The organism is Streptomyces sp. NBC_01460 (assembly GCF_036227405.1).
Lineage (GTDB): Bacteria > Actinomycetota > Actinomycetes > Streptomycetales > Streptomycetaceae > Streptomyces.
Genome location: NZ_CP109473.1, coordinates 5,501,421 through 5,518,770 on the forward strand (window position 1 = coordinate 5,501,421; position 17,350 = coordinate 5,518,770).

Here is a 17,350-nt window from a genome sequence, read left to right on the forward strand (position 1 = left end):
GCATGAGCGACACCCCGGACAGCGCCGTCCGTACGTACACCGAGCAGCACCGCACGGCCTTCTTCGACGACCTGGCCGAGTGGCTGCGCATCCCGTCGGTGTCGGCTCAGCCGGAGCACGCCGGGGACGTACGGCGCAGTGCGCGGTGGCTCTCCGGAAAGCTCGCGGAGACCGGGTTCCCGGTCACGGAGATCTGGGAGACGCCCGGGGCGCCGGCGGTCTTCGCCGAGTGGCCCTCGGAGGACCCGGACGCACCCGTCGTCCTCGTCTACGGCCATCACGACGTGCAGCCCGCGGCGCGTGAGGACGGCTGGAGCACCGACCCGTTCGACCCGGTGATCCGCGACGGCAGGATGTACGGACGGGGCGCGGCCGACGACAAGGGCCAGGTGTTCTTCCACACACTCGGCGTCCGCGCCCACCTCGCCGCGACCGGCCGCACGACCCCCGCCGTGCACCTCAAACTCCTGGTCGAGGGCGAGGAGGAGTCCGGCTCGCCGCACTTCCGCGCGCTGGCGGAGGAGCGGGCCGCCCGTCTCGCGTCCGACGTCGTGATCGTCTCCGACACCGGCATGTGGGACGAGGACACCCCCACCGTCTGCACCGGCACGCGCGGCCTCGCGGAATGCGAGATCGAGCTGTACGGCCCGGACCAGGACCTCCACTCGGGGTCCTTCGGTGGTGCCGTCCCCAACCCCGCGACCGCACTCGCGCGGCTCGTCGCCGCCCTCCACGACACCGACGGCAGGGTCGCGGTCCCGGGCTTCTACGACGGGGTCGCCGAGCTCACCGCGACCGAACGGGACCTCTTCGCCCAGCTGCCCTTCGACGAGGCCGCCTGGCTGCGTACGGCCGCCTCCCACGCCACGGCGGGTGAGGCGGGCTACTCCACCCTGGAGCGGATCTGGGCCAGGCCCACCGCCGAGGTCAACGGCATCGGCGGTGGTTACCAGGGAGTGGGCAGCAAGACCGTCATCCCCTCGTCCGCCCTGGTGAAGCTGAGCTTCCGGCTGGTGTCCGGCCAGGACCCGCAGCGGATCGAGGAGGCCGTCCGCAGCTGGGCCGAGGCCCGGATCCCCGCCGGCGTCCGCCACCGCGTCACCTTCGCCCCCGCGATCCGGCCCTGTCTGACGCCCCTGGACCATCCCGCCCTCCAGGCCGTGGCCCGCTCCATGGGACGGGCCTTCGGGACGAAGATCCTCTTCACCCGCGAGGGAGGCTCGGGCCCCGCAGCCGACCTGCAGGACGTGCTCGGCGCCCCCGTCCTCTTCCTCGGCACCTCCGTACCGTCCGACGGCTGGCACGGCCCCGACGAGAAGGCCGAGCTCGACCTCCTCCTCAAGGGCGCGGAGACCGCCGCCCATCTGTGGGGCGAGCTGGCCGACGCGCTCCGCTGAATCCTCTGAAACGCCCGATCCACCCCCGGGGGAGTAGGAAGCACCTGTGAGTACCTTCGACAACGCCACCACGGACCGTCCCATCGGTTTCACCGCGCCCAGCGGCATCGACCGAGCCGCACACCACCGGCTCGACGAGGCCTGGCTCGCCGCGGCCTGGAGCCACCCGACGACCAGAGTGTTCGTGGTGTCCGGGGGCCAGGCGCTCGTCGACGACACCCCCGACGGCGGCACCGAGCTCGTCATGACCCCCGCCTTCGAGGCACCTCTCACCGAGACCCACCGCTACTTCCTGGGCACCGACGAGGAGGGCGTGCGCTACTTCGCGCTCCAGAAGGACTCGCTGCCGGGCCGCATGGACCAGTCCGCACGTCCCGCCGGACTGCGTGAGGCGGGTCTGCTCCTCGGCCCTCGTGACGCCGGACTGATGGTGCACGCGGTCGCCCTGGAGAACTGGCAGCGGCTGCACCGCTTCTGCTCACGCTGCGGCGAGCGCACCGTCATCGCCGCGGCCGGCCACATCCGCCGCTGCCAGGCCTGCGGGGCTGAGCACTACCCCCGGACCGACCCCGCGGTGATCATGCTGGTCACCGACGACCAGGACCGTGCGCTGCTGGGCCGCCAGGTGCACTGGCCCGAGGGCCGCTTCTCGACCCTCGCCGGCTTCGTCGAGCCGGGGGAGTCGATCGAGCAGTCCGTGGCCCGCGAGGTCTTCGAGGAGGCGGGGGTCACCGTCGGCGAGGTCGAGTACGTCGCCAGCCAGCCCTGGCCGTTCCCGTCCAGCCTGATGCTCGGATTCATGGCGCGTGCCGTGTCCTCGGAGATCACCGTCGACGGCGAGGAGATCGAGGAGGCCCGCTGGTTCTCCCGTGAGGACCTCACCGCGGCGTTCGACTCGGGCGAGGTGCTGCCCCCGTTCGGCGTCTCGATCGCCGCGCGTCTGATCGAGCTCTGGTACGGCAAGCCGCTCCCCAAGCCGGGCACGGTGTTCTGACCGCCCGTCCCGTGGCCTGACCCGCCGGTCCCGGGCGGGCTGCGCCGGTCCCGGGCGGCTGAGCGCCCGTCCCGCGCATCACGAAGGCCCCCGCCGAGGCGGGGGCCTTCGTCACGGACGGCGCCGGTCAGGCACCGATCTTCTGCTTGACCTGCGCGAGCGAGGGGTTCGTCAGCGTCGAACCGTCGGGGAAGAGCACGGTGGGTACCGTCTGGTTCCCGCCGTTCGCCTTCTCGACGAAAGCGGCCGAATCCGGGTCGTGCTCGATGTTGACCTCGGTGTACGCGATGCCCTCGCGATCCATCTGGCCCTTGAGCCGGCGGCAGTAGCCGCACCACGTGGTGCTGTACATCGTCACAGTGCCCGGCATGTCGTCGGTGCTCCCTTGTCTCGTGTGTCCCGCTGGTGTGTCCGGCCGGGCTGGTGTCCGGCAGGAGAGATCTCGCCGGAGAGAGGCGGGGCGAGCCCGCCCGCGCACCGTCCCGCATCGAGGGAACGTCCGTGACCCGACCACCATTCCCGGCCCCGCTCCCTTCGCGGCCGATGCCCGTCCTGCCGGGTGGCCGCAGCCCGTCCCTTCGGGGGCCGATGCCCGTCCTGCCGGGGCCGCAGCCCCTCCCACCGGTACGACGAACGGCAGCCCCTGGGGACAACCGCCTCGGCGGCCCCTCGCGACCTGGCAGCATGGCAGGGTGACAGCAGCAACGCGTTCCACCCTCTTCCCACAGGTCCCCGACTCCGCGGACGCCGTCCTCGACGGCCTCGACCCGGAGCAGCGCGAGGTCGCGCTGGCCCTCGGCGGACCCGTGTGCGTGCTGGCCGGAGCCGGTACGGGCAAGACGCGGGCGATCACGCACCGCATCGCCTACGGGGTGCGTGCCGGGATCCTCCAGCCGACGACCGTGCTCGCCGTCACCTTCACCAACCGGGCGGCAGGGGAGATGCGGGGAAGGCTCCGCCAGCTCGGCGCCACCGGCGTCCAGGCCAGGACCTTCCACTCCGCCGCCCTGCGCCAGCTCCAGTACTTCTGGCCGAAAGCGGTCGGTGGTGAGCTCCCGCGTCTGGTGGAGCGCAAGGTCCAGCTCGTCGCCGAGGCCGCGGCGCGCTGCGGGATCCGCCTCGACCGCAACGAGCTCCGGGACGCCACCAGCGAGATCGAGTGGGCCAAGGTCACCCAGACGGTGCCCGCCGACTACCCGGCCGCCGTCGCCAAGACCCAGCGGGACGCCCCGCGTGACCCGGCCGAGCTCTCCCAGATCTACGCGATGTACGAGCAGCTGAAGCGCGACCGCTCGGTGATCGACTTCGAGGACGTGCTGCTGCTGACGGTCGGCATCCTCCAGGACCGCCACGACATCGCCGACCACGTCCGTCGCCAGTACCAGCACTTCGTCGTCGACGAGTACCAGGACGTCAGCCCGCTCCAGCAGCGTCTCCTCGACCTCTGGCTGGGCGACCGGGACGACCTCTGCGTCGTCGGCGACGCCGGTCAGACGATCTACTCCTTCACCGGTGCCACCCCCGACCACCTGCTGAACTTCCGCACGCGTCATCCGGACGCGACGGTCGTCAAGCTGGTGCGGGACTACCGCTCCACCCCCCAGGTCGTCCACCTGGCCAACGGCCTGCTGAGCCAGGCGCGGGGCAGGGCGGCCGAGCACCGGCTGGAGCTGGTCTCGCAGCGGGACAAGGGCCCCGAACCCGTCTACACCGAATACACGGACGAGCCCGCGGAGGCCGAGGGCACCGCGCGGCGGATCCGCGACCTGATCGCCGCCGGAGTCCCCGCCGGTGAGATCGCCGTGCTGTACCGGGTCAATTCGCAGTCCGAGGTCTACGAGCAGGCCCTCGCGGACGCGGGCGTGCCCTACCAGCTGCGCGGCGCCGAGCGCTTCTTCGACCGCCCCGAGGTGCGGGAGGCCGGAGTCGCCCTGCGCGGTGCCGCCCGGGCGGGGGGCAACGACTCGCTGCTCGACGGCGCCGACGACCTGCCCTCCGAGGTGCGGGCGGTGCTCTCCACCAAGGGGTGGACCTCCAAGCCGCCCGCCGGCTCTGGGGCGGTGCGAGACCGGTGGGAGTCCCTCGCCGCGCTGGTGCGACTGGCGGAGGACTTCGAACAGGCCAGGCCGGGAGCGACGCTGTCCGCGCTCGTGGCCGAGCTCGACGAGCGGGCCGCCGCCCAGCACGCGCCCACGGTCCAGGGCGTCACCCTGGCGTCGCTGCACTCGGCGAAGGGCCTGGAGTGGGACGCCGCGTTCCTCGTCGGGCTCACCGAGGGCATGATGCCGATCGCCTACGCCAAGACGGACGAACAGGTCGAGGAGGAGCGCCGGCTGCTGTACGTCGGTGTCACCCGGGCCCGCTTCCACCTCTCGCTGTCCTGGGCCCTCTCCCGCTCGCCCGGCGGCCGGGGGAACCGCAGGGCGACCCGCTTCCTCAACGGACTGCGTCCCGGCTCGGCCGGGCTCGGCGCACGAGGCGGAACCGGAGGCGGCGGCGGCATCGACCGGGGATCGCGCGCGGGGACGGCCGTCGCCGGCGCGGAGAAGCCTGCCAGGCCCGGGCGGCGGGGCCCGGTGCGGTGCCGGGTCTGCGGCAGGACGCTCACCGAAGCCGGTGAGATGAAGCTGATGCGCTGTGAGGACTGCCCCTCCGACATGGACGAAGGGCTGTACGAGCGGCTGCGTGAGTGGCGCGCGGACCGGGCGAAGGAGATCAGCCAGCCCGCCTTCTGCGTCTTCACCGACAAGACACTGATGGCGATCGCGGAGGCGGCGCCGGGCAGCGAGGGCGAGCTCGTCGTCATCGCCGGTGTCGGCAACCGGAAGCTGGCCAGGTTCGGGGCCGACGTGCTGGACATCTGCGCAGGCCGGACGGTGGGTCAGGAGCCGGGGGAGGGCGACGGCGACGTGTGAGAAAAACTCGTCGAAAAAATAGTTTGCGCCCGCAGCAGTCATCACCATAGGTTCTTAACCACGGGAACAGCGACTTCTCTGAAGCCCTGATTCCGTGCTGTACTTATCCGAATACCGAAGGATCGGCCCCGGCCGGTCCCCTGAGACGCCGAGAGGAGGCGATTGTCCGTGATCAGCATCATCAACACCATCAAAATGACCGATCCGTCGATCGTCTCCACCTGCTCGCTCGGCCTCACCCGCTCTTCGGAGCTCTCGCTCCGTGGCACCGGTGCGTCCGGCGTCTCCCTGGTCAGCCCGCTGTCCCTGGCGAGCCTGCCCGTCCGGGAGCGCAATGAGCGACCGACCGGGGCACCGGAAGCAGCCGTAGTGAAGGGACAGGCCTCGGCCTATGCCTTTACGGCAGCCGCAGCCGGTGCCGGAGCCAAGAAGCAGACGACGCAGCACCACCACACGATGTGGGCCTTCCGTGGGCCTGAACCCTGGAGTGATCCAGCCTGATCAGCATCAGGCCGGCGCCTTCAGGGCCGCGGAACCCCACTCGGGATCCGCGGCCCTTTTGTTTTGTCCGAACGGACGAGACGAGACGGAGGAGCCTCGGGACAGCAGGACCTGGTACCAGCCGCCAACCGGCCAACAGGCCGGCACGACCAGACGAGGACAACGCCACCGTGCAACTCGAGACGCACGCCCCGTCCGTACCGCCTTCCGACACGATCTCCCCGCCCGGCCTCACGGAGGACTCCACCTTGCTCCCCCTCACCACGCTCACCGCGCTCGACGACGCCATCGAGAACCTCGGTGTGCCCGTCCCCTGCCGCTCCTACGACCCGGAGGTCTTCTTCGCGGAGTCGCCGGCCGACGTCGAGTACGCCAAGTCCCTCTGCCGGACCTGTCCGCTGGTCGAGGCCTGCCTCGCCGGTGCCAAGGAGCGGCGCGAGCCGTGGGGCGTCTGGGGTGGCGAGCTCTTCGTCCAGGGCGTCGTCGTCGCCCGGAAGCGTCCGCGTGGCCGTCCGCGCAAGAACCCGGTCGCGGCGTGACCGCCGGCCTGGGGGTCATGGCCCCCGCACGAACGCACCGCATCGGAACCATCGACCGTCCCCAGACTCATGACCCCCGGAATCAGGCACCAATGACCACCACCACGAGGGAGCCCGTCGGCTCCGCGACCCCGGACGTCACCATCATCGGCGCGAACGACTCGCGTCAGAACAGGACCCGCGAGATGCAACTCATCCCAGAAGCCATGGCCCGTGCGCATATGCACGACCGCATGAGGGAGGCCGAGGAGGGGCGCCAGGCCGCACGCCTGGTGTCCGCCCGGCGGATGCAGCGCCGTGCGGAGCGTGCCTCGATGCGCGCCCGCCGTGCGCTCGCCATGGCCGTCATGCACTGACAGCTCCACCAGCAGTATGGCTGCAGGGCGATCGCTCCGCCCTCGAAGCAGCCACCTCCCCTTCCGCGGGGCCGGCCCGGACAGGCCGGCCCCGCGGTGCGTTACGGCGGGCGCCGCCCGGCCCGCGGCGTTATCGTCGCGAGGTGGACGAGGAGACTCATCACCCCGGGAAACCGCTCGCCGGCCCTGTGGTGTGCGCCCGCTGCGGCGCCACCGCGGAATCGGACGTCCCGCCTCCGACCTGGGTCCGCGCCGTGGAGGACGGCAGGCGCCAGTACTTCTGCGACGACTGCGCCCGCCTTCACATCAGGGCGATCGAGAGCCGGCTGGACTCCGTCTGGTGGTGACCCGGGGGCGAGGTGGTGACCCGGGTACGAGGAGGCGGCGCCCGCTACGCCTCGACCGGCGCGCCCTCCTCGGTGCTGTCCTCGTCCGCCTCGGCACCGGCCGCCCGGCCCTCTGCCCGGTGCCGCGCTTCGGTCCCGGCCTCGGGCTCCGCTCCGGCCTCGGCCCCGGTCCCGGCCTCCGCTCCGGTCTCGGCCCCGGCTCCGGTCTCAGCCTCGGTCCCGGTCTCGGCCGTGGTCCCGGTCTCGTCCGTGAGGACGAACCCCGGCAGCCAGGACTCCAGTTCGTCCCGCAGTCTGACGGTCGCGCCGAGCTGGCACAGCACTCCGATCGTGCTCAGCGTGACCCGGTGGATCAGCAGGTAGGCCGGAGGCAGATTCAGCTGTTTGCCCAACTGATGTGCCGGGGAGCGCGGATCGGCGATGCGGGCGGCCTGACTGCGCAGCCAGGAGCGGGTGAAGGTGAATTCGTCCGCCTGCGCCGGCTCGATGATGGGGAGCAGGTAGCCGAGTACGGCGTCCGGCTCGAGCTCGACCGACTCCTTGACGAAGCCTGCCTCGCGCAGCATCGCGTAGACCCCATCGGCGTCGCCGTCCAGCGTCATCCGCAGGGCGTCGCCGATGGTCCCCGGCAAGCCGCCCGGAAGCCGGTCCACCGTCCCGAAGTCCAGAACTCCCAGCCGCCACATGCCCTGTTCCCCGTCGGACGCGTCGGAGTCGTGGGAGTCGTCGGGATCCCCGGCGTCCGCGTCCGCCGGGGGGAGCAGCCGGAAGTTGCCAGGATGGGGGTCCGCGTGCAGCAGGCCGGTTCGCGCGGGCCCGGAGAACAGGAAGCGCGCCAGGAGCTGGCCGGCCCGGTCCCGCTGTTCCGCCGTGCCGTCGGCGATCACCCGTGAGAGTGGTATGCCGTCGATCCACTCCGTCACCAGCACCTGCTCGGACCGGTGCACCACTCCCGGGATCACGACGTCCGGATCGTCCTCGAACTCCGCCGCGTGCTCCTGCTGGGCCGCGGCCTCGAGCTCGTAGTCCAGCTCCTCCGCCACCCGTTCGCGCAGCTCCGTGATGAGCGGCTTGATGTCCATCCCGGGAACCAGTGGACCGAGCAGCCGGGCGAAACGGCTGAGTTGGGTGAGGTCCGACAGCAACGCCTCACCGGCACCCGGATACTGCACCTTCACGGCGACAACACGTCCGTCGTGCCACACGGCCCGGTGGACCTGCCCGATCGAGGCCGCGGCGGACGGCTGGTCCTCGAACTCGGTGAACAGCTCCCGCCAGTCCTCTCCGAGCCGCTCCGCCAGCACCCCGTGGACGGTGCGGGTCGGCATCGGGGGTGCCGCCTCCTGCAACTTGGTCAGCGCCGCCCGGTAGGGGCCCGCCACGTCCTCGGGCAGTGCGGACTCGAAGACGGACAGCGCCTGTCCGAGCTTCATCGCACCGCCCTTCAACTCGCCGAGCACTTTGAAGAGCTGATCCGCCGTGCGCTGCTGGACCTCGCGGGCGACCAGCTCGGCGGATCTGCCGCCGATCCGCTTGCCCAGACCCCACGTGGCACGGCCGGCGAAGCCCAGCGGCAGGGCCGCCAGCTTCGCGGTACGGGTGACCGCCTTCCGGGGAAGATCAGACATGTGCCCCTCCAGTTCCCAGACTGCCGTGCCGCGGGAGTATCCGGCTCCGCTCCGTCGGCGGCGGTCACCCCGCCATTGTGTCCTGCCCGGCGCCGGCCGCGGAGGTGAGCTCCGCCTCAGTGTGCCCGGCGGCACCGCAGGCGCAGTCGGGATGTGGCACCAGCCGCTCCGACCGCCAGTCCAGCAACGGCATGGCGGCCTCCCAGCGTGTCCCCGTACTGGCGGGGAGCTCTCCGTCGAGGAAGGACAGCGCATGGGCCGCGGCGAGGCCGGCCACCGCCGTCGCCAGAGCCAGGTCGCAGGCCTGTACGCACGAGCGCCGCCCCGACCTCCACTGCGCGAGCATCCGAGGCCACTGGGGATCGGCGTCCGCGCGGCGCAGTGCCAGGCAGCCGGCGCACCCGGTGCCTCCTGGCAGCACCAGCGGTCCGACCACTCCCGTGGCTTCGATCACTCCCGCGTAGAGATGAGGCGTACCCGAAGCGATCCAGGGCGCGGTCGTGTCCGGATCGGGCGCGTAGACCGAGAGGCCGTCCCTGGGCGCCGCCACGATCAAGGAGAGCGCGGGCTCGCCCGACGGCGGAGCCCCGCCGGCCCGGTCCTGCCGCGGAGGGCTGCCCGCCGCCGACCTGCGCACCAGCTGCCGGGCAGCCGTGTCCCGGCGCTCTCCGACCGACGAGGCGGGGAGTCCGCCCGGAGCCACGTCCCAGGGTTCGGTGCGGCCCCCGTCGAGCACCTCGACGTGACCCACCCCCGATCCGGACAGCACCGCGGCGATCGCTGCGCCGACCCTGCCCGCGCCGCGCACCTGCACCCGCATCGCCCGCCGGGCCGCGAGTCTGCGCAGCCCGCTGCCGGGCGCCGGGTGGACCACGGAGAGGGACGCCGCGTCGGGCCGCTGCCGCTCGAGGGTCTCCGCCCGTCGGCGTAAGGCGTCCGCCTCCGGGCCGCCGGCGTCCGGATCGTCCAGCAGACCGGCTTCCGCAAGGCGCGATACGAGAATGTCCACATGACGGTCCGACAGATCCAGGGCCCGGGCCTCTTCGCGGAGCAGGGGAAGTCCGCGTGTTCCGTCGAGGAGTTCCAGAAAGCTGCCGGTCGCGATATCCATCGGTCCCAGCGTTACCGCGTGCGCGGGTGTCACACCGAATTGCACGGTGTTCCGTCCACGCCAAGCCCGGCGGAGTGCGGGCTTCAGCATCGGGTGCATGACTTCTCCCAGGTCGGTGTCGGGATCCGTTGCCAGAATGCAACGTGGCGGCGAAACGGGCCGAAAGTTATCCACAGGCTGGGGTATTAGTCGTTCAAATGGTGCAAGCCGAGAAGTGGATCAACGTTGAACCGTCGCGGAGGCGGGACTTCCCCCGTCGCCAGCGGGTAACGTCGTGTCGTGCCAGCCGACTCCTCTCCCGGTCTCGCCGGGGAAGCCCCTGCGCGCAGCGCCGGACGCTCACAGCGCAGCGCAGCCACCCGCCAGTCCCGCGCATCGGTGATGAGCGCGGTCGAGGTCCGCAGGAGTGCCCGGCGCAGCAGAACGGTGTCCGCGTACCGGGAGGGCGACCGCACCATCGTCCTCATTCCGGCCCGGATGTCGGAGGCCGAGGAGCAGCGCTGGGTCGGCGTGATGCTCGACAAGCTCGCCGCGCAGGAGAGCAAGCGCGTCATCGGCGACCGTGAGCTCGCGGACCGCGCGGAGCGGCTCTCCGGCCAGTACCTGGGGGACCGGGCACGGCCCGCCTCCGTGCGTTGGGTGACCAATCAGAACACCCGCTGGGGTTCCTGCACCCCGGCCGAGGGCAGCATCCGCCTGTCGCACCGGCTGCAGGGGATGCCGGAGTACGTCCTCGACTACGTCCTGCTCCACGAGCTGGCGCATCTGCTGGTCCCCGGCCACGGACCGCGCTTCTGGCGGCTGCTGGAGGCGTACCCCCGTACCGAGCGCGCGCGGGGTTACCTCGAAGGAGTGGTGGCCGCCGACCGGCTTCCGCATCTGCCGGGCGCCCGCGAGGAGTGACCTTGCCGATTCTGTACCGGGTCTGTACCGGCTTGGCTCGATGTCGTGGTTTGCGGTTAGCCTGACGCGAGCATTCACCTTCGGGATGGGGGACGGTCGTTACGCATGGCCAGGGAATTTCAACGCGGCCACAAGGCCAAGATCAGTGATCTCACGTCAGGGACGGATCTGTACGTAGGTGTGCAGATCGCAGGCTCGGGCCTGACGTTCGACATCAGCTGCTTCGGTCTCGACGCCAACGAGCAGCTCTCCGACGACCGGTATTTCATCTTCTTCAACCAGCCGAAATCGCCTGAGGAGTCCATTCAGCTTCTCGGTGCCCAGGCAGGTGACACCGAGTCGTTCCGCGTCACACTCGACCGCATTCCGGCGAACATCCACAAGCTGTCCTTCACCGCGACTCTCGACGGTGCCGGGCAGATGTCGCAGGTCGGCCCCGGGTATATCCGGATCGTCGCGGGAGGCGAGGAAGTGGTGAAGTACGCCTTCACCGGTTCCGAGTTCACCACCGAGCGCGCGGTCATGCTGGGCGACTTCTACCTCAAGGACGTCTGGCGGTTCGCCGCGGTCGGTCAGGGCTTCGACGGCGGACTCGACGCGCTGCTGAAGAACTTCGGCGGTGAAGTCGCGGAGGAGGCCCCGGCCGTGCCCGCGCAGGGCGCCGCCCCCTCGTTCGCGCCCCCCGGCCAGGCCTCCGCGCCTCCCGCCTTCGGTGCTCCCGCGGCTCCCCAGCCGCCGCAGCCGGCACCTTCTTTCGGCGCCCCGCCCGCACCGGCTCCCGCGCCGCAGCAGCCGATGCACGCCGCGCCGACCATCGCCGCGCCCACCTCACCGGCGCCGCAGGCGCCGTCCCCGTACGGGCAGCCACCCCAGCAGCCGCAGTTCGGGCAGGTCCCGGGGCAGGGCTCCGTGCCGACGGCCCCGCCGTTCGGCCAGCAGCCCCCGGCGGCTCCTCCGTTCGGCCAGCAGCCTCCCGCCGCGTTCGGTCAGCAGCCCCCCGGCGCGCAGCCCGGTATGCCCCAGGGTGTCCCCCAGGGGCTCCCGGCGGCCGGTGCGGGTCTGCAGGCCGCCCTCCAGCCGTACAAGGAGGCGGCCACCGGCCAGCGCTGGACCTCGCAGAACCAGCAGCTCATGCGTGTCGACCTCACGATGGGCGGTATGCCGGTGCTGGCCCGTCAGGGCAGCATGGTCATGTACCAGGGCAAGGTCGACTTCGGTTACAAGGGGGCCGGGTTCGCCGGCCGCATGGTCGGCAACGCCACGGGCCAGGAGATGCAGCTGATGCGCTGCACCGGCCGCGGTCAGGTCTTCCTCGCCGAGGAAGGGGCACATCTGCACCCCATCGAGCTGCAGGGCGACGGCATCTGCGTCTCCGCGGAGAGCGTCCTCGCGTTCGACGAGTCCCTGCAGTACGAGGTCCGGAGGATCGAGGGGCACGGCATCCCCGGTGGCGCCCTGTTCACCATGCAGTTCCAGGGCACCGGCACCGTCGTCGTCAAGACCCACGGGGTGCCGGTCGTCCTTCCGGTCACGCCGACCACCTTCGCCGACTGCAACGCCGTCGTGGCCTGGTCGTCCGCGTCCCAGGTGATCCTCTCCAGCCAGGTCCGGCTGCGCCGCAACGCGTACCCGGGGCACAGCGGAGAGACCGTGAACCTCCAGTTCCGGGGAGCGCCCGGGAACTTCATCGTCGTCCAGCCCTACGAGGTCTGAGGGAGCCCGTCATGAATCACCAGCTCGCGGGCTTCGCCCCGACCCCCGTCACGGCCCGCATGGAGAACCACGGCCGTACGATGCTCAAGGTCGCCATGGCCACCGGCCAGGACCTCTACGCGCGCACCGGCTCGATGGTGGCCTACGAGGGCTTCATCCAGTACGAACCCAACCCGCCCGCCGTACGCCAGATCGCCTCCCAGTGGATCACCGGCGAGGGCGCGCCCCTCATGAAGTGCGCCGGTGACGGACTCCTCTACCTGGCCGACTACGGCGCCGACGTGGTCGTCATCAATCTCAACAACGAGTCGCTCTCGGTCAACGGCACCAACCTCCTGGCCTTCGACGGCCACCTCACCTGGGGTGTGGAGCGGGTCAAGGGACTGGCCAAGTTCGCCGGCCAGGGCCTGTGGAACGTCGAGATCCAGGGCACGGGATGGGTCGCCATCACCTCACGCGGCACGCCGATCGTCGTCGACTGCGGCCGGGGAGAGGACGAGACGTACGTCGACCCCGACGCCCTCGTCGCGTGGTCCCCGAACCTCAAGGTGAAGGGCAAGCGCAGCTTCAAGGCGAGCTCGCTCATCGGCCGGGGCAGCGGAGAGGCGTTCCAGATGGCCTTCTCCGGGCAGGGCATCGTCGTCGTCCAGCCGAGCGAGGACAGTACCGACCGCCTCCGGGTCCGGAACTGAGCGGGGGAGGAACCACATCATGCAGAGTCCGCTTTTCAGCCACACCGAACAACAGACCCAGGACCGCTACGCCGTCCAGAATCCGCAGCTCCTGAGGGTCTCGCTGACCGGTCACGACGACGTCCTCGCCCGCAAGGGCGCCATGGTCGCCTACCAGGGGCTCATGGAGTTCGACGGCGAGTACCAGTCGCACGGCCAGCGCCGCGCCCGCAGGAACACGGGCGAGGGCCTCGACCTGATGCGCTGTTCCGGGCAGGGCACGGTCTACCTGGCCAACCTCGCCCAGTACATCCACGTGGTCGACGTCGGCCACGAGGGCATGACGGTCGACAGCGCCTACGTCCTCGCGCTGGACTCCTCGCTGCACACCGAGGTCATCGCGGTGGACAGCCAGTACGGGATCTCCGGGACCGGCAAGTACCAGCTCAACATCTCCGGGACCGGCAAGGTCGCCCTGATGACCTCCGGCCAGCCGCTGATGATGCAGGTCACCCCGGACAAGTACATCAACGTCGACGCCGACGCGATCGTCGCCTGGTCGAGCGGGCTGAGGGTCCAGATGCAGGCCCAGACCCACTCCTCGGGCGTCTTCCGGCGCCGCGGGAACACGGGTGAGGGCTGGGAGCTGAGCTTCCTGGGCCAGGGCTTCGCCCTCGTCCAGCCGAGCGAGGTGCTGCCCCCGCAGAACACCCAGATCGGCCAGGGGGCCGCGGCCCAGTTCGGTGTGGGTCAGCACGGCGCGCGCAGCCAGAACCAGAACAACGCCTGGAACTGAACCGCTCCGGCGGAGAGCAGCGGTGAGGGGCGGCTTCCCACGGGAAACCGCCCCTCACCGCTGTCTAGCGGCCGTGACCCAGCCGTGCGCGGGTGCTCTCCAGCAGACGGACGACCGAGGCGTCCGCGACCGAGGCCACCTCGTCGTACGGGAACCAGCGCAGGTCGAGGGACTCGTCGCTGATCCGCTCGACCGCCCCGGCCGACGCGGTCGCCGCGTACTGCACGTCCAGATGCCAGTGGCAGGGCGCGGGGATGGGGTGCCGGTCGAGCCGCACGGGCCCGCCGGGCAGCAGGGCCAGCCCGGCGATGCCCGACTCCTCCGTCGCCTCACGCAGGGCCGCGGCCGCCAGCGTGGTGTCCTGGGGCTCGCAGTGTCCGCCCATCTGCAGCCACATCCGCAGCTTCCTGTGCAGCGTCAGCAGGACCCTGCCGCGCTCCGGGTCGACCACCAGTGCGCTGGCCGTCAGATGCCCGGCCCCGCACGCCTTCCACATGCCGTCGGGGTGCCCGGCCAGATGGTCCAGGTACGTCCCGCGCAGCTCCTTCTGCTGTGCGTCGGCCTCGTCGTAGTTCTCGAGCACCGCGACAGCGTCGTCGTGCAGGCTCACCGGCCGGTGTCGTCCTTGCCGTCGCTCTCCGGGCCGTCCTCGGGCTCTTCGCCCTTGCCCTGCTCCTCGGCCGGGAGCTTCGGGGAGCCCTTCGCGGCTTCGCCGAGCATCTTGTCCAGCTCGGAGAAGTCCAGCTGCTCGTGATGCACGAAACCGTCGGGGTCGTCCAGGTCCTGGGCGGTCGGCAGCATGTCCGGGTGCTCCCACAGGCCGTCACGGCCGTCGACGCCCCGGGCGTCCGTGAGCGAGGCCCACAGCCGGGAGGCGTCCCGCAGCCTGCGCGGCCGCAGCTGGAGCCCGATGAGCGTGGCGAAGGTCTGCTCGGCGGGACCGCCGGAGGCCCGGCGCCTGCGCATCGTCTCCCGCAGCGCGTCCGCCGAGGTCAGCCGCGACTTCGCGGCCTCGTGCACCACGGCGTCCACCCAGCCCTCGACGAGGGCGAGGGCCGTCTCCAGACGGGCCAGCGACGCCTTCTGCTCCGGGGTGTCCTCCGGCTGGAACATGCCCTGCTGGAGTGCGTCCTGCAACTGCTCCGGCTGCGAGGGGTCGAACTGACCGACGACGTCCTCGAGCTTGCTGGTGTCGACCTTGATGCCGCGCGCATAGGCCTCGACCGCGCCGAACAGGTGCGAGCGCAGCCACGGGACATGGGCGAAGAGCCGCTGGTGGGCCGCCTCGCGCAGCGCCAGGTAGAGCCGCACCTCGTCCTGCGGCACGCTCAGATCCTTGCCGAACCGCTCGACGTTCAGCGGAAGCAGTGCGGCCTTGCCCGCGGGCGCCAGAGGGAGGCCGATGTCGGTCGAGCCGACGACCTCGCCGGCGAGCACGCCCACGGCCTGCCCGATCTGCTGGCCGAACATGGCGCCGCCCATCGACCGCATCATGCCGATCAGCGGGCCCGCCATGGCCTGCATCTCCTCGGGCAGGACATCGCCCATGGCGAGGCCGACGCGCTCGGCCACCGGGTCCACCAGCTGCTGCCAGGCGGGGAGGGACGCCTCCACCCACTCGGCGCGGCTCCAGGCCACCGTCGAGACGGAACCCGAGGGCAGCGACGTCACGCCGTCCAGCCAGTGGTCGGCGAGACGCAGCGCCTCGTCGACGGAGGACCGCTCCGCCGGACCGACACTCGCGTCCTTGCTGCCGTCCGTGGTGCCCTGCGACACCGTCTGGCGGGCGATCTGCTTGGCCATGTCCCAGTTGACCGGACCGCCCTCGTAGCTCAGCATCTGGCCGAGCTGCTGGAAGGCCGCACCCAGGTCGTTCGGGTTCATCGAGCCGAACATCGCGGCGAACGGGTTGTCCCCGCCCGCGCCGGGCCCGAAGGCGAACGGGTTCGCCGGCCCGCCCGAGCCCTGCCCACCACCGGTGGGGTCCTTCTTCTTGCCTTCGTCGCCGTCTTCCGGCTCCTCCGGCGGAAGGCCGAATCCGAATGGGGTGTCACTCACGGGTTTCCTCGGCTCGTAGGGCCGCCGGCTCGAACCGACGGCGACTGCCCGACATCACCATCCAGCGTAGACACCAAAGCCCGCTCGGGCCCTCAGTGCTCCGCCGGCTCCCGGCCTGCGGCAGGATGGACGCCACCTGGTACGCACGCGTCATTCGGGTACGTACTGAAGACAACCGCTGGAGACGCCCGGTGAGTTCCCCAGATCCGCAGGTTCGCGCAGCGCGAAACCTGGCCGACCCCTCGCCCGAAAGCAAGCCCACGAAAAATCTCTCCCGAAGCCGCGGCCCCGTCGTCGCGGTCACCGGTGCCGCGACCGGTGTCGGTGAACTGCTCACCGCCCACCTCGCCGCATCCGACGCGATCAAGCAGGTCATCGCCATCGACGAGCGCCGGGGAGAAGTCTCCGAGGCGACCTGGCACATCCTGGACGTCCGGGACCCCGCCATCGCCGAGAAGCTGCGCGGCGCGGACGTCGTCGTGCACATGGCACTTGACCTCGACCTGGAGACCGACCCCGCGGCCCGTACCGCGTACAACGTGCGCGGTACCCAGACCGTGCTGACGGCGGCGGCTGCCGTGGGCGTCCACCGGGTCGTGCTGTGCACCTCGGCGATGGTCTACGGCGCTCTGCCCGACAACGACATCCCACTCTCCGAGGACGCCGAGCTGCGGGCCACCGCAGAGGCCACCGGGGTCGGCGACCTGCTGGAGATCGAGCGGCTCGGCCGCCGGGCCCCGCGCGCCCACCCCGGCCTCAACGTCACGGTGGTGCGCCCCACGGTCCTGGTCGGCGGGACGGACACGGCGCTCACCCGGTACTTCGAGTCCCCCAGGCTGCTGGTCGTCGCCGGGTCCCGGCCGGCCTGGCAGTTCTGTCACGTGGACGACCTGGTGACCGCCCTGGAGTACGCCGCTCTCGAGAAGATCGAGGGCGAGTTCGCGGTCGGCTGCGACGGCTGGCTCGAACAGGAGGAGGTGGAGGAGCTCTCCGGGGTACGGCGCATGGAACTGCCGTCCGCCGTCGCCCTCGGCGCCGCCGCCCGGCTGCACCGGATCGGCCTCACTCCCTCACCGGCGGGCGACCTCGCCTACACCATGCACCCCTGGGTGGTCAGTGTGAGCCGGCTGCACGACGCGGGATGGCGCCCCAGGTGGACCAACGAGGAGGTCCTGGCGGCGCTCCTGGAAGAGGTGGAGGGGCGCCACACGGTCGCCGGCCGGCGGCTCGGCCGCAAGGACGCCACCGCGGCGGGGGCGGCGGGGGCGACCGTTGCGCTGCTCGGTACGGCGGCGCTGGTCCGGCGGGCCCGCAAGGCACGCCGTCGTTTCTGACCGGGCGGAGGCCCGGGCGCCGGTCCGTGGAGCGGGCCGGGCGGCCCCGCCTGGTAGGAGGCTCCAAGCAGGCCGGCACCCCACCGG

At 71.4% G+C, this 17,350-nt stretch carries 17 protein-coding genes; 12 read left to right on the forward strand and 5 right to left on the reverse strand.

The genetic code is table 11. From position 1 onward, the window contains the following. Window positions 1–2 precede the first annotated feature (2 nt). Window positions 3–1,397: a dipeptidase gene (locus OG488_RS24925; protein WP_329232623.1), complete on the forward strand. Its 1,395-nt coding sequence runs from the start codon at window positions 3–5 to the stop codon at window positions 1,395–1,397. Window positions 1,398–1,443: 46 nt separating this feature from the next. Continuing rightward, window positions 1,444–2,391: an NAD(+) diphosphatase gene (gene nudC, locus OG488_RS24930; protein ID WP_329232624.1), complete on the forward strand. Its 948-nt coding sequence runs from the start codon at window positions 1,444–1,446 to the stop codon at window positions 2,389–2,391. 127 nt (window positions 2,392–2,518) lie between these two features. Here nudC and OG488_RS24935 read toward each other — a convergent pair whose 3' ends face one another. Beyond that, the gene (locus tag OG488_RS24935; protein WP_014154194.1) at window positions 2,519–2,761 is read right to left on the reverse strand and encodes a mycoredoxin; all 243 of its coding nucleotides are present in this window, start codon (window positions 2,759–2,761) and stop codon (window positions 2,519–2,521) included. 322 nt (window positions 2,762–3,083) lie between these two features. On the opposite strand from OG488_RS24935, the gene OG488_RS24940 reads away from it, so the two are divergent. The 5 genes from OG488_RS24940 to OG488_RS24960 all read left to right on the forward strand — a co-directional run bounded on the left by OG488_RS24940 (window position 3,084) and on the right by OG488_RS24960 (window position 7,049). Beyond that, entirely contained in the window at window positions 3,084–5,306 is a 2,223-nt protein-coding gene (locus OG488_RS24940; protein ID WP_329232626.1) for an ATP-dependent DNA helicase UvrD2, read from the forward strand. Between the two features lie 168 nt (window positions 5,307–5,474). Next, window positions 5,475–5,807, forward strand: a complete 333-nt coding sequence (locus OG488_RS24945) for a hypothetical protein (protein WP_329232628.1) — start codon at window positions 5,475–5,477, stop codon at window positions 5,805–5,807. Window positions 5,808–5,977: 170 nt separating this feature from the next. Continuing rightward, window positions 5,978–6,346, forward strand: coding sequence for a WhiB family transcriptional regulator (locus OG488_RS24950; RefSeq protein ID WP_329232630.1), 369 nt, complete (start codon window positions 5,978–5,980; stop codon window positions 6,344–6,346). Further along, window positions 6,343–6,702 (forward strand): hypothetical protein, encoded by a 360-nt coding sequence (locus OG488_RS24955; protein WP_329232632.1) that lies wholly within the window; start codon window positions 6,343–6,345, stop codon window positions 6,700–6,702. The genes OG488_RS24950 and OG488_RS24955 overlap by 4 nt, the downstream gene beginning before the upstream one ends. A gap of 143 nt (window positions 6,703–6,845) precedes the next feature. Continuing rightward, the gene (locus tag OG488_RS24960; protein ID WP_329232634.1) at window positions 6,846–7,049 is read left to right on the forward strand and encodes a hypothetical protein; all 204 of its coding nucleotides are present in this window, start codon (window positions 6,846–6,848) and stop codon (window positions 7,047–7,049) included. Between the two features lie 44 nt (window positions 7,050–7,093). Here the strand turns inward: OG488_RS24960 and OG488_RS24965 are convergent, their stop codons facing one another. Beyond that, window positions 7,094–8,677: an ABC1 kinase family protein gene (locus OG488_RS24965; protein WP_329232636.1), complete on the reverse strand. Its 1,584-nt coding sequence runs from the start codon at window positions 8,675–8,677 to the stop codon at window positions 7,094–7,096. Between the two features lie 64 nt (window positions 8,678–8,741). Continuing rightward, the gene (locus OG488_RS24970; RefSeq protein ID WP_329232638.1) at window positions 8,742–9,887 is read right to left on the reverse strand and encodes a TOMM precursor leader peptide-binding protein; all 1,146 of its coding nucleotides are present in this window, start codon (window positions 9,885–9,887) and stop codon (window positions 8,742–8,744) included. 180 nt (window positions 9,888–10,067) lie between these two features. On the opposite strand from OG488_RS24970, the gene OG488_RS24975 reads away from it, so the two are divergent. From OG488_RS24975 to OG488_RS24990, 4 genes are all read left to right on the forward strand, one after another. Further along, the gene (locus OG488_RS24975) at window positions 10,068–10,691 is read left to right on the forward strand and encodes a M48 metallopeptidase family protein (RefSeq protein ID WP_329232640.1); all 624 of its coding nucleotides are present in this window, start codon (window positions 10,068–10,070) and stop codon (window positions 10,689–10,691) included. A 105-nt stretch (window positions 10,692–10,796) separates the two neighbouring features. Further along, a complete protein-coding gene (locus OG488_RS24980; RefSeq protein WP_329232642.1) occupies window positions 10,797–12,404 on the forward strand; it encodes a TerD family protein in 1,608 nt (535 codons plus the stop codon). A gap of 11 nt (window positions 12,405–12,415) precedes the next feature. After that, a complete protein-coding gene (locus OG488_RS24985; RefSeq protein WP_329232644.1) occupies window positions 12,416–13,096 on the forward strand; it encodes an AIM24 family protein in 681 nt (226 codons plus the stop codon). Between the two features lie 19 nt (window positions 13,097–13,115). Continuing rightward, window positions 13,116–13,871: an AIM24 family protein gene (locus tag OG488_RS24990; protein WP_329232645.1), complete on the forward strand. Its 756-nt coding sequence runs from the start codon at window positions 13,116–13,118 to the stop codon at window positions 13,869–13,871. A 64-nt stretch (window positions 13,872–13,935) separates the two neighbouring features. Here the strand turns inward: OG488_RS24990 and OG488_RS24995 are convergent, their stop codons facing one another. Together OG488_RS24995 and OG488_RS25000 are read right to left on the reverse strand one after the other, a co-directional pair. Beyond that, window positions 13,936–14,481, reverse strand: coding sequence for an NUDIX hydrolase (locus OG488_RS24995; RefSeq protein WP_329232647.1), 546 nt, complete (start codon window positions 14,479–14,481; stop codon window positions 13,936–13,938). Continuing rightward, on the reverse strand, window positions 14,478–15,929 hold the full coding sequence (locus tag OG488_RS25000) for a zinc-dependent metalloprotease (RefSeq protein ID WP_329232649.1): 1,452 nt from the start codon (window positions 15,927–15,929) through the stop codon (window positions 14,478–14,480). The genes OG488_RS24995 and OG488_RS25000 overlap by 4 nt, the downstream gene beginning before the upstream one ends. A gap of 191 nt (window positions 15,930–16,120) precedes the next feature. On the opposite strand from OG488_RS25000, the gene OG488_RS25005 reads away from it, so the two are divergent. Then, a complete protein-coding gene (locus tag OG488_RS25005) occupies window positions 16,121–17,263 on the forward strand; it encodes an SDR family oxidoreductase (protein ID WP_329232651.1) in 1,143 nt (380 codons plus the stop codon). Window positions 17,264–17,350: the final 87 nt, after the last annotated feature.

Excerpts from the sequence above, each read along its gene's own strand:
- OG488_RS24985 (WP_329232644.1), top strand. The coding sequence starts at position 12,416 with ATGAATCACCAGCTCGCGGGCTTCGCCCCGACCCCCGTCACGGCCCGC.
- OG488_RS24970 (WP_329232638.1), bottom strand. The coding sequence starts at position 9,887 with ATGCACCCGATGCTGAAGCCCGCACTCCGCCGGGCTTGGCGTGGACGG.
- OG488_RS24925 (WP_329232623.1), top strand. The coding sequence starts at position 3 with ATGAGCGACACCCCGGACAGCGCCGTCCGTACGTACACCGAGCAGCAC.
- OG488_RS24980 (WP_329232642.1), top strand. The coding sequence starts at position 10,797 with ATGGCCAGGGAATTTCAACGCGGCCACAAGGCCAAGATCAGTGATCTC.
- OG488_RS24990 (WP_329232645.1), top strand. The coding sequence starts at position 13,116 with ATGCAGAGTCCGCTTTTCAGCCACACCGAACAACAGACCCAGGACCGC.
- OG488_RS24935 (WP_014154194.1), bottom strand. The coding sequence starts at position 2,761 with ATGCCGGGCACTGTGACGATGTACAGCACCACGTGGTGCGGCTACTGC.
- OG488_RS24965 (WP_329232636.1), bottom strand. The coding sequence starts at position 8,677 with ATGTCTGATCTTCCCCGGAAGGCGGTCACCCGTACCGCGAAGCTGGCG.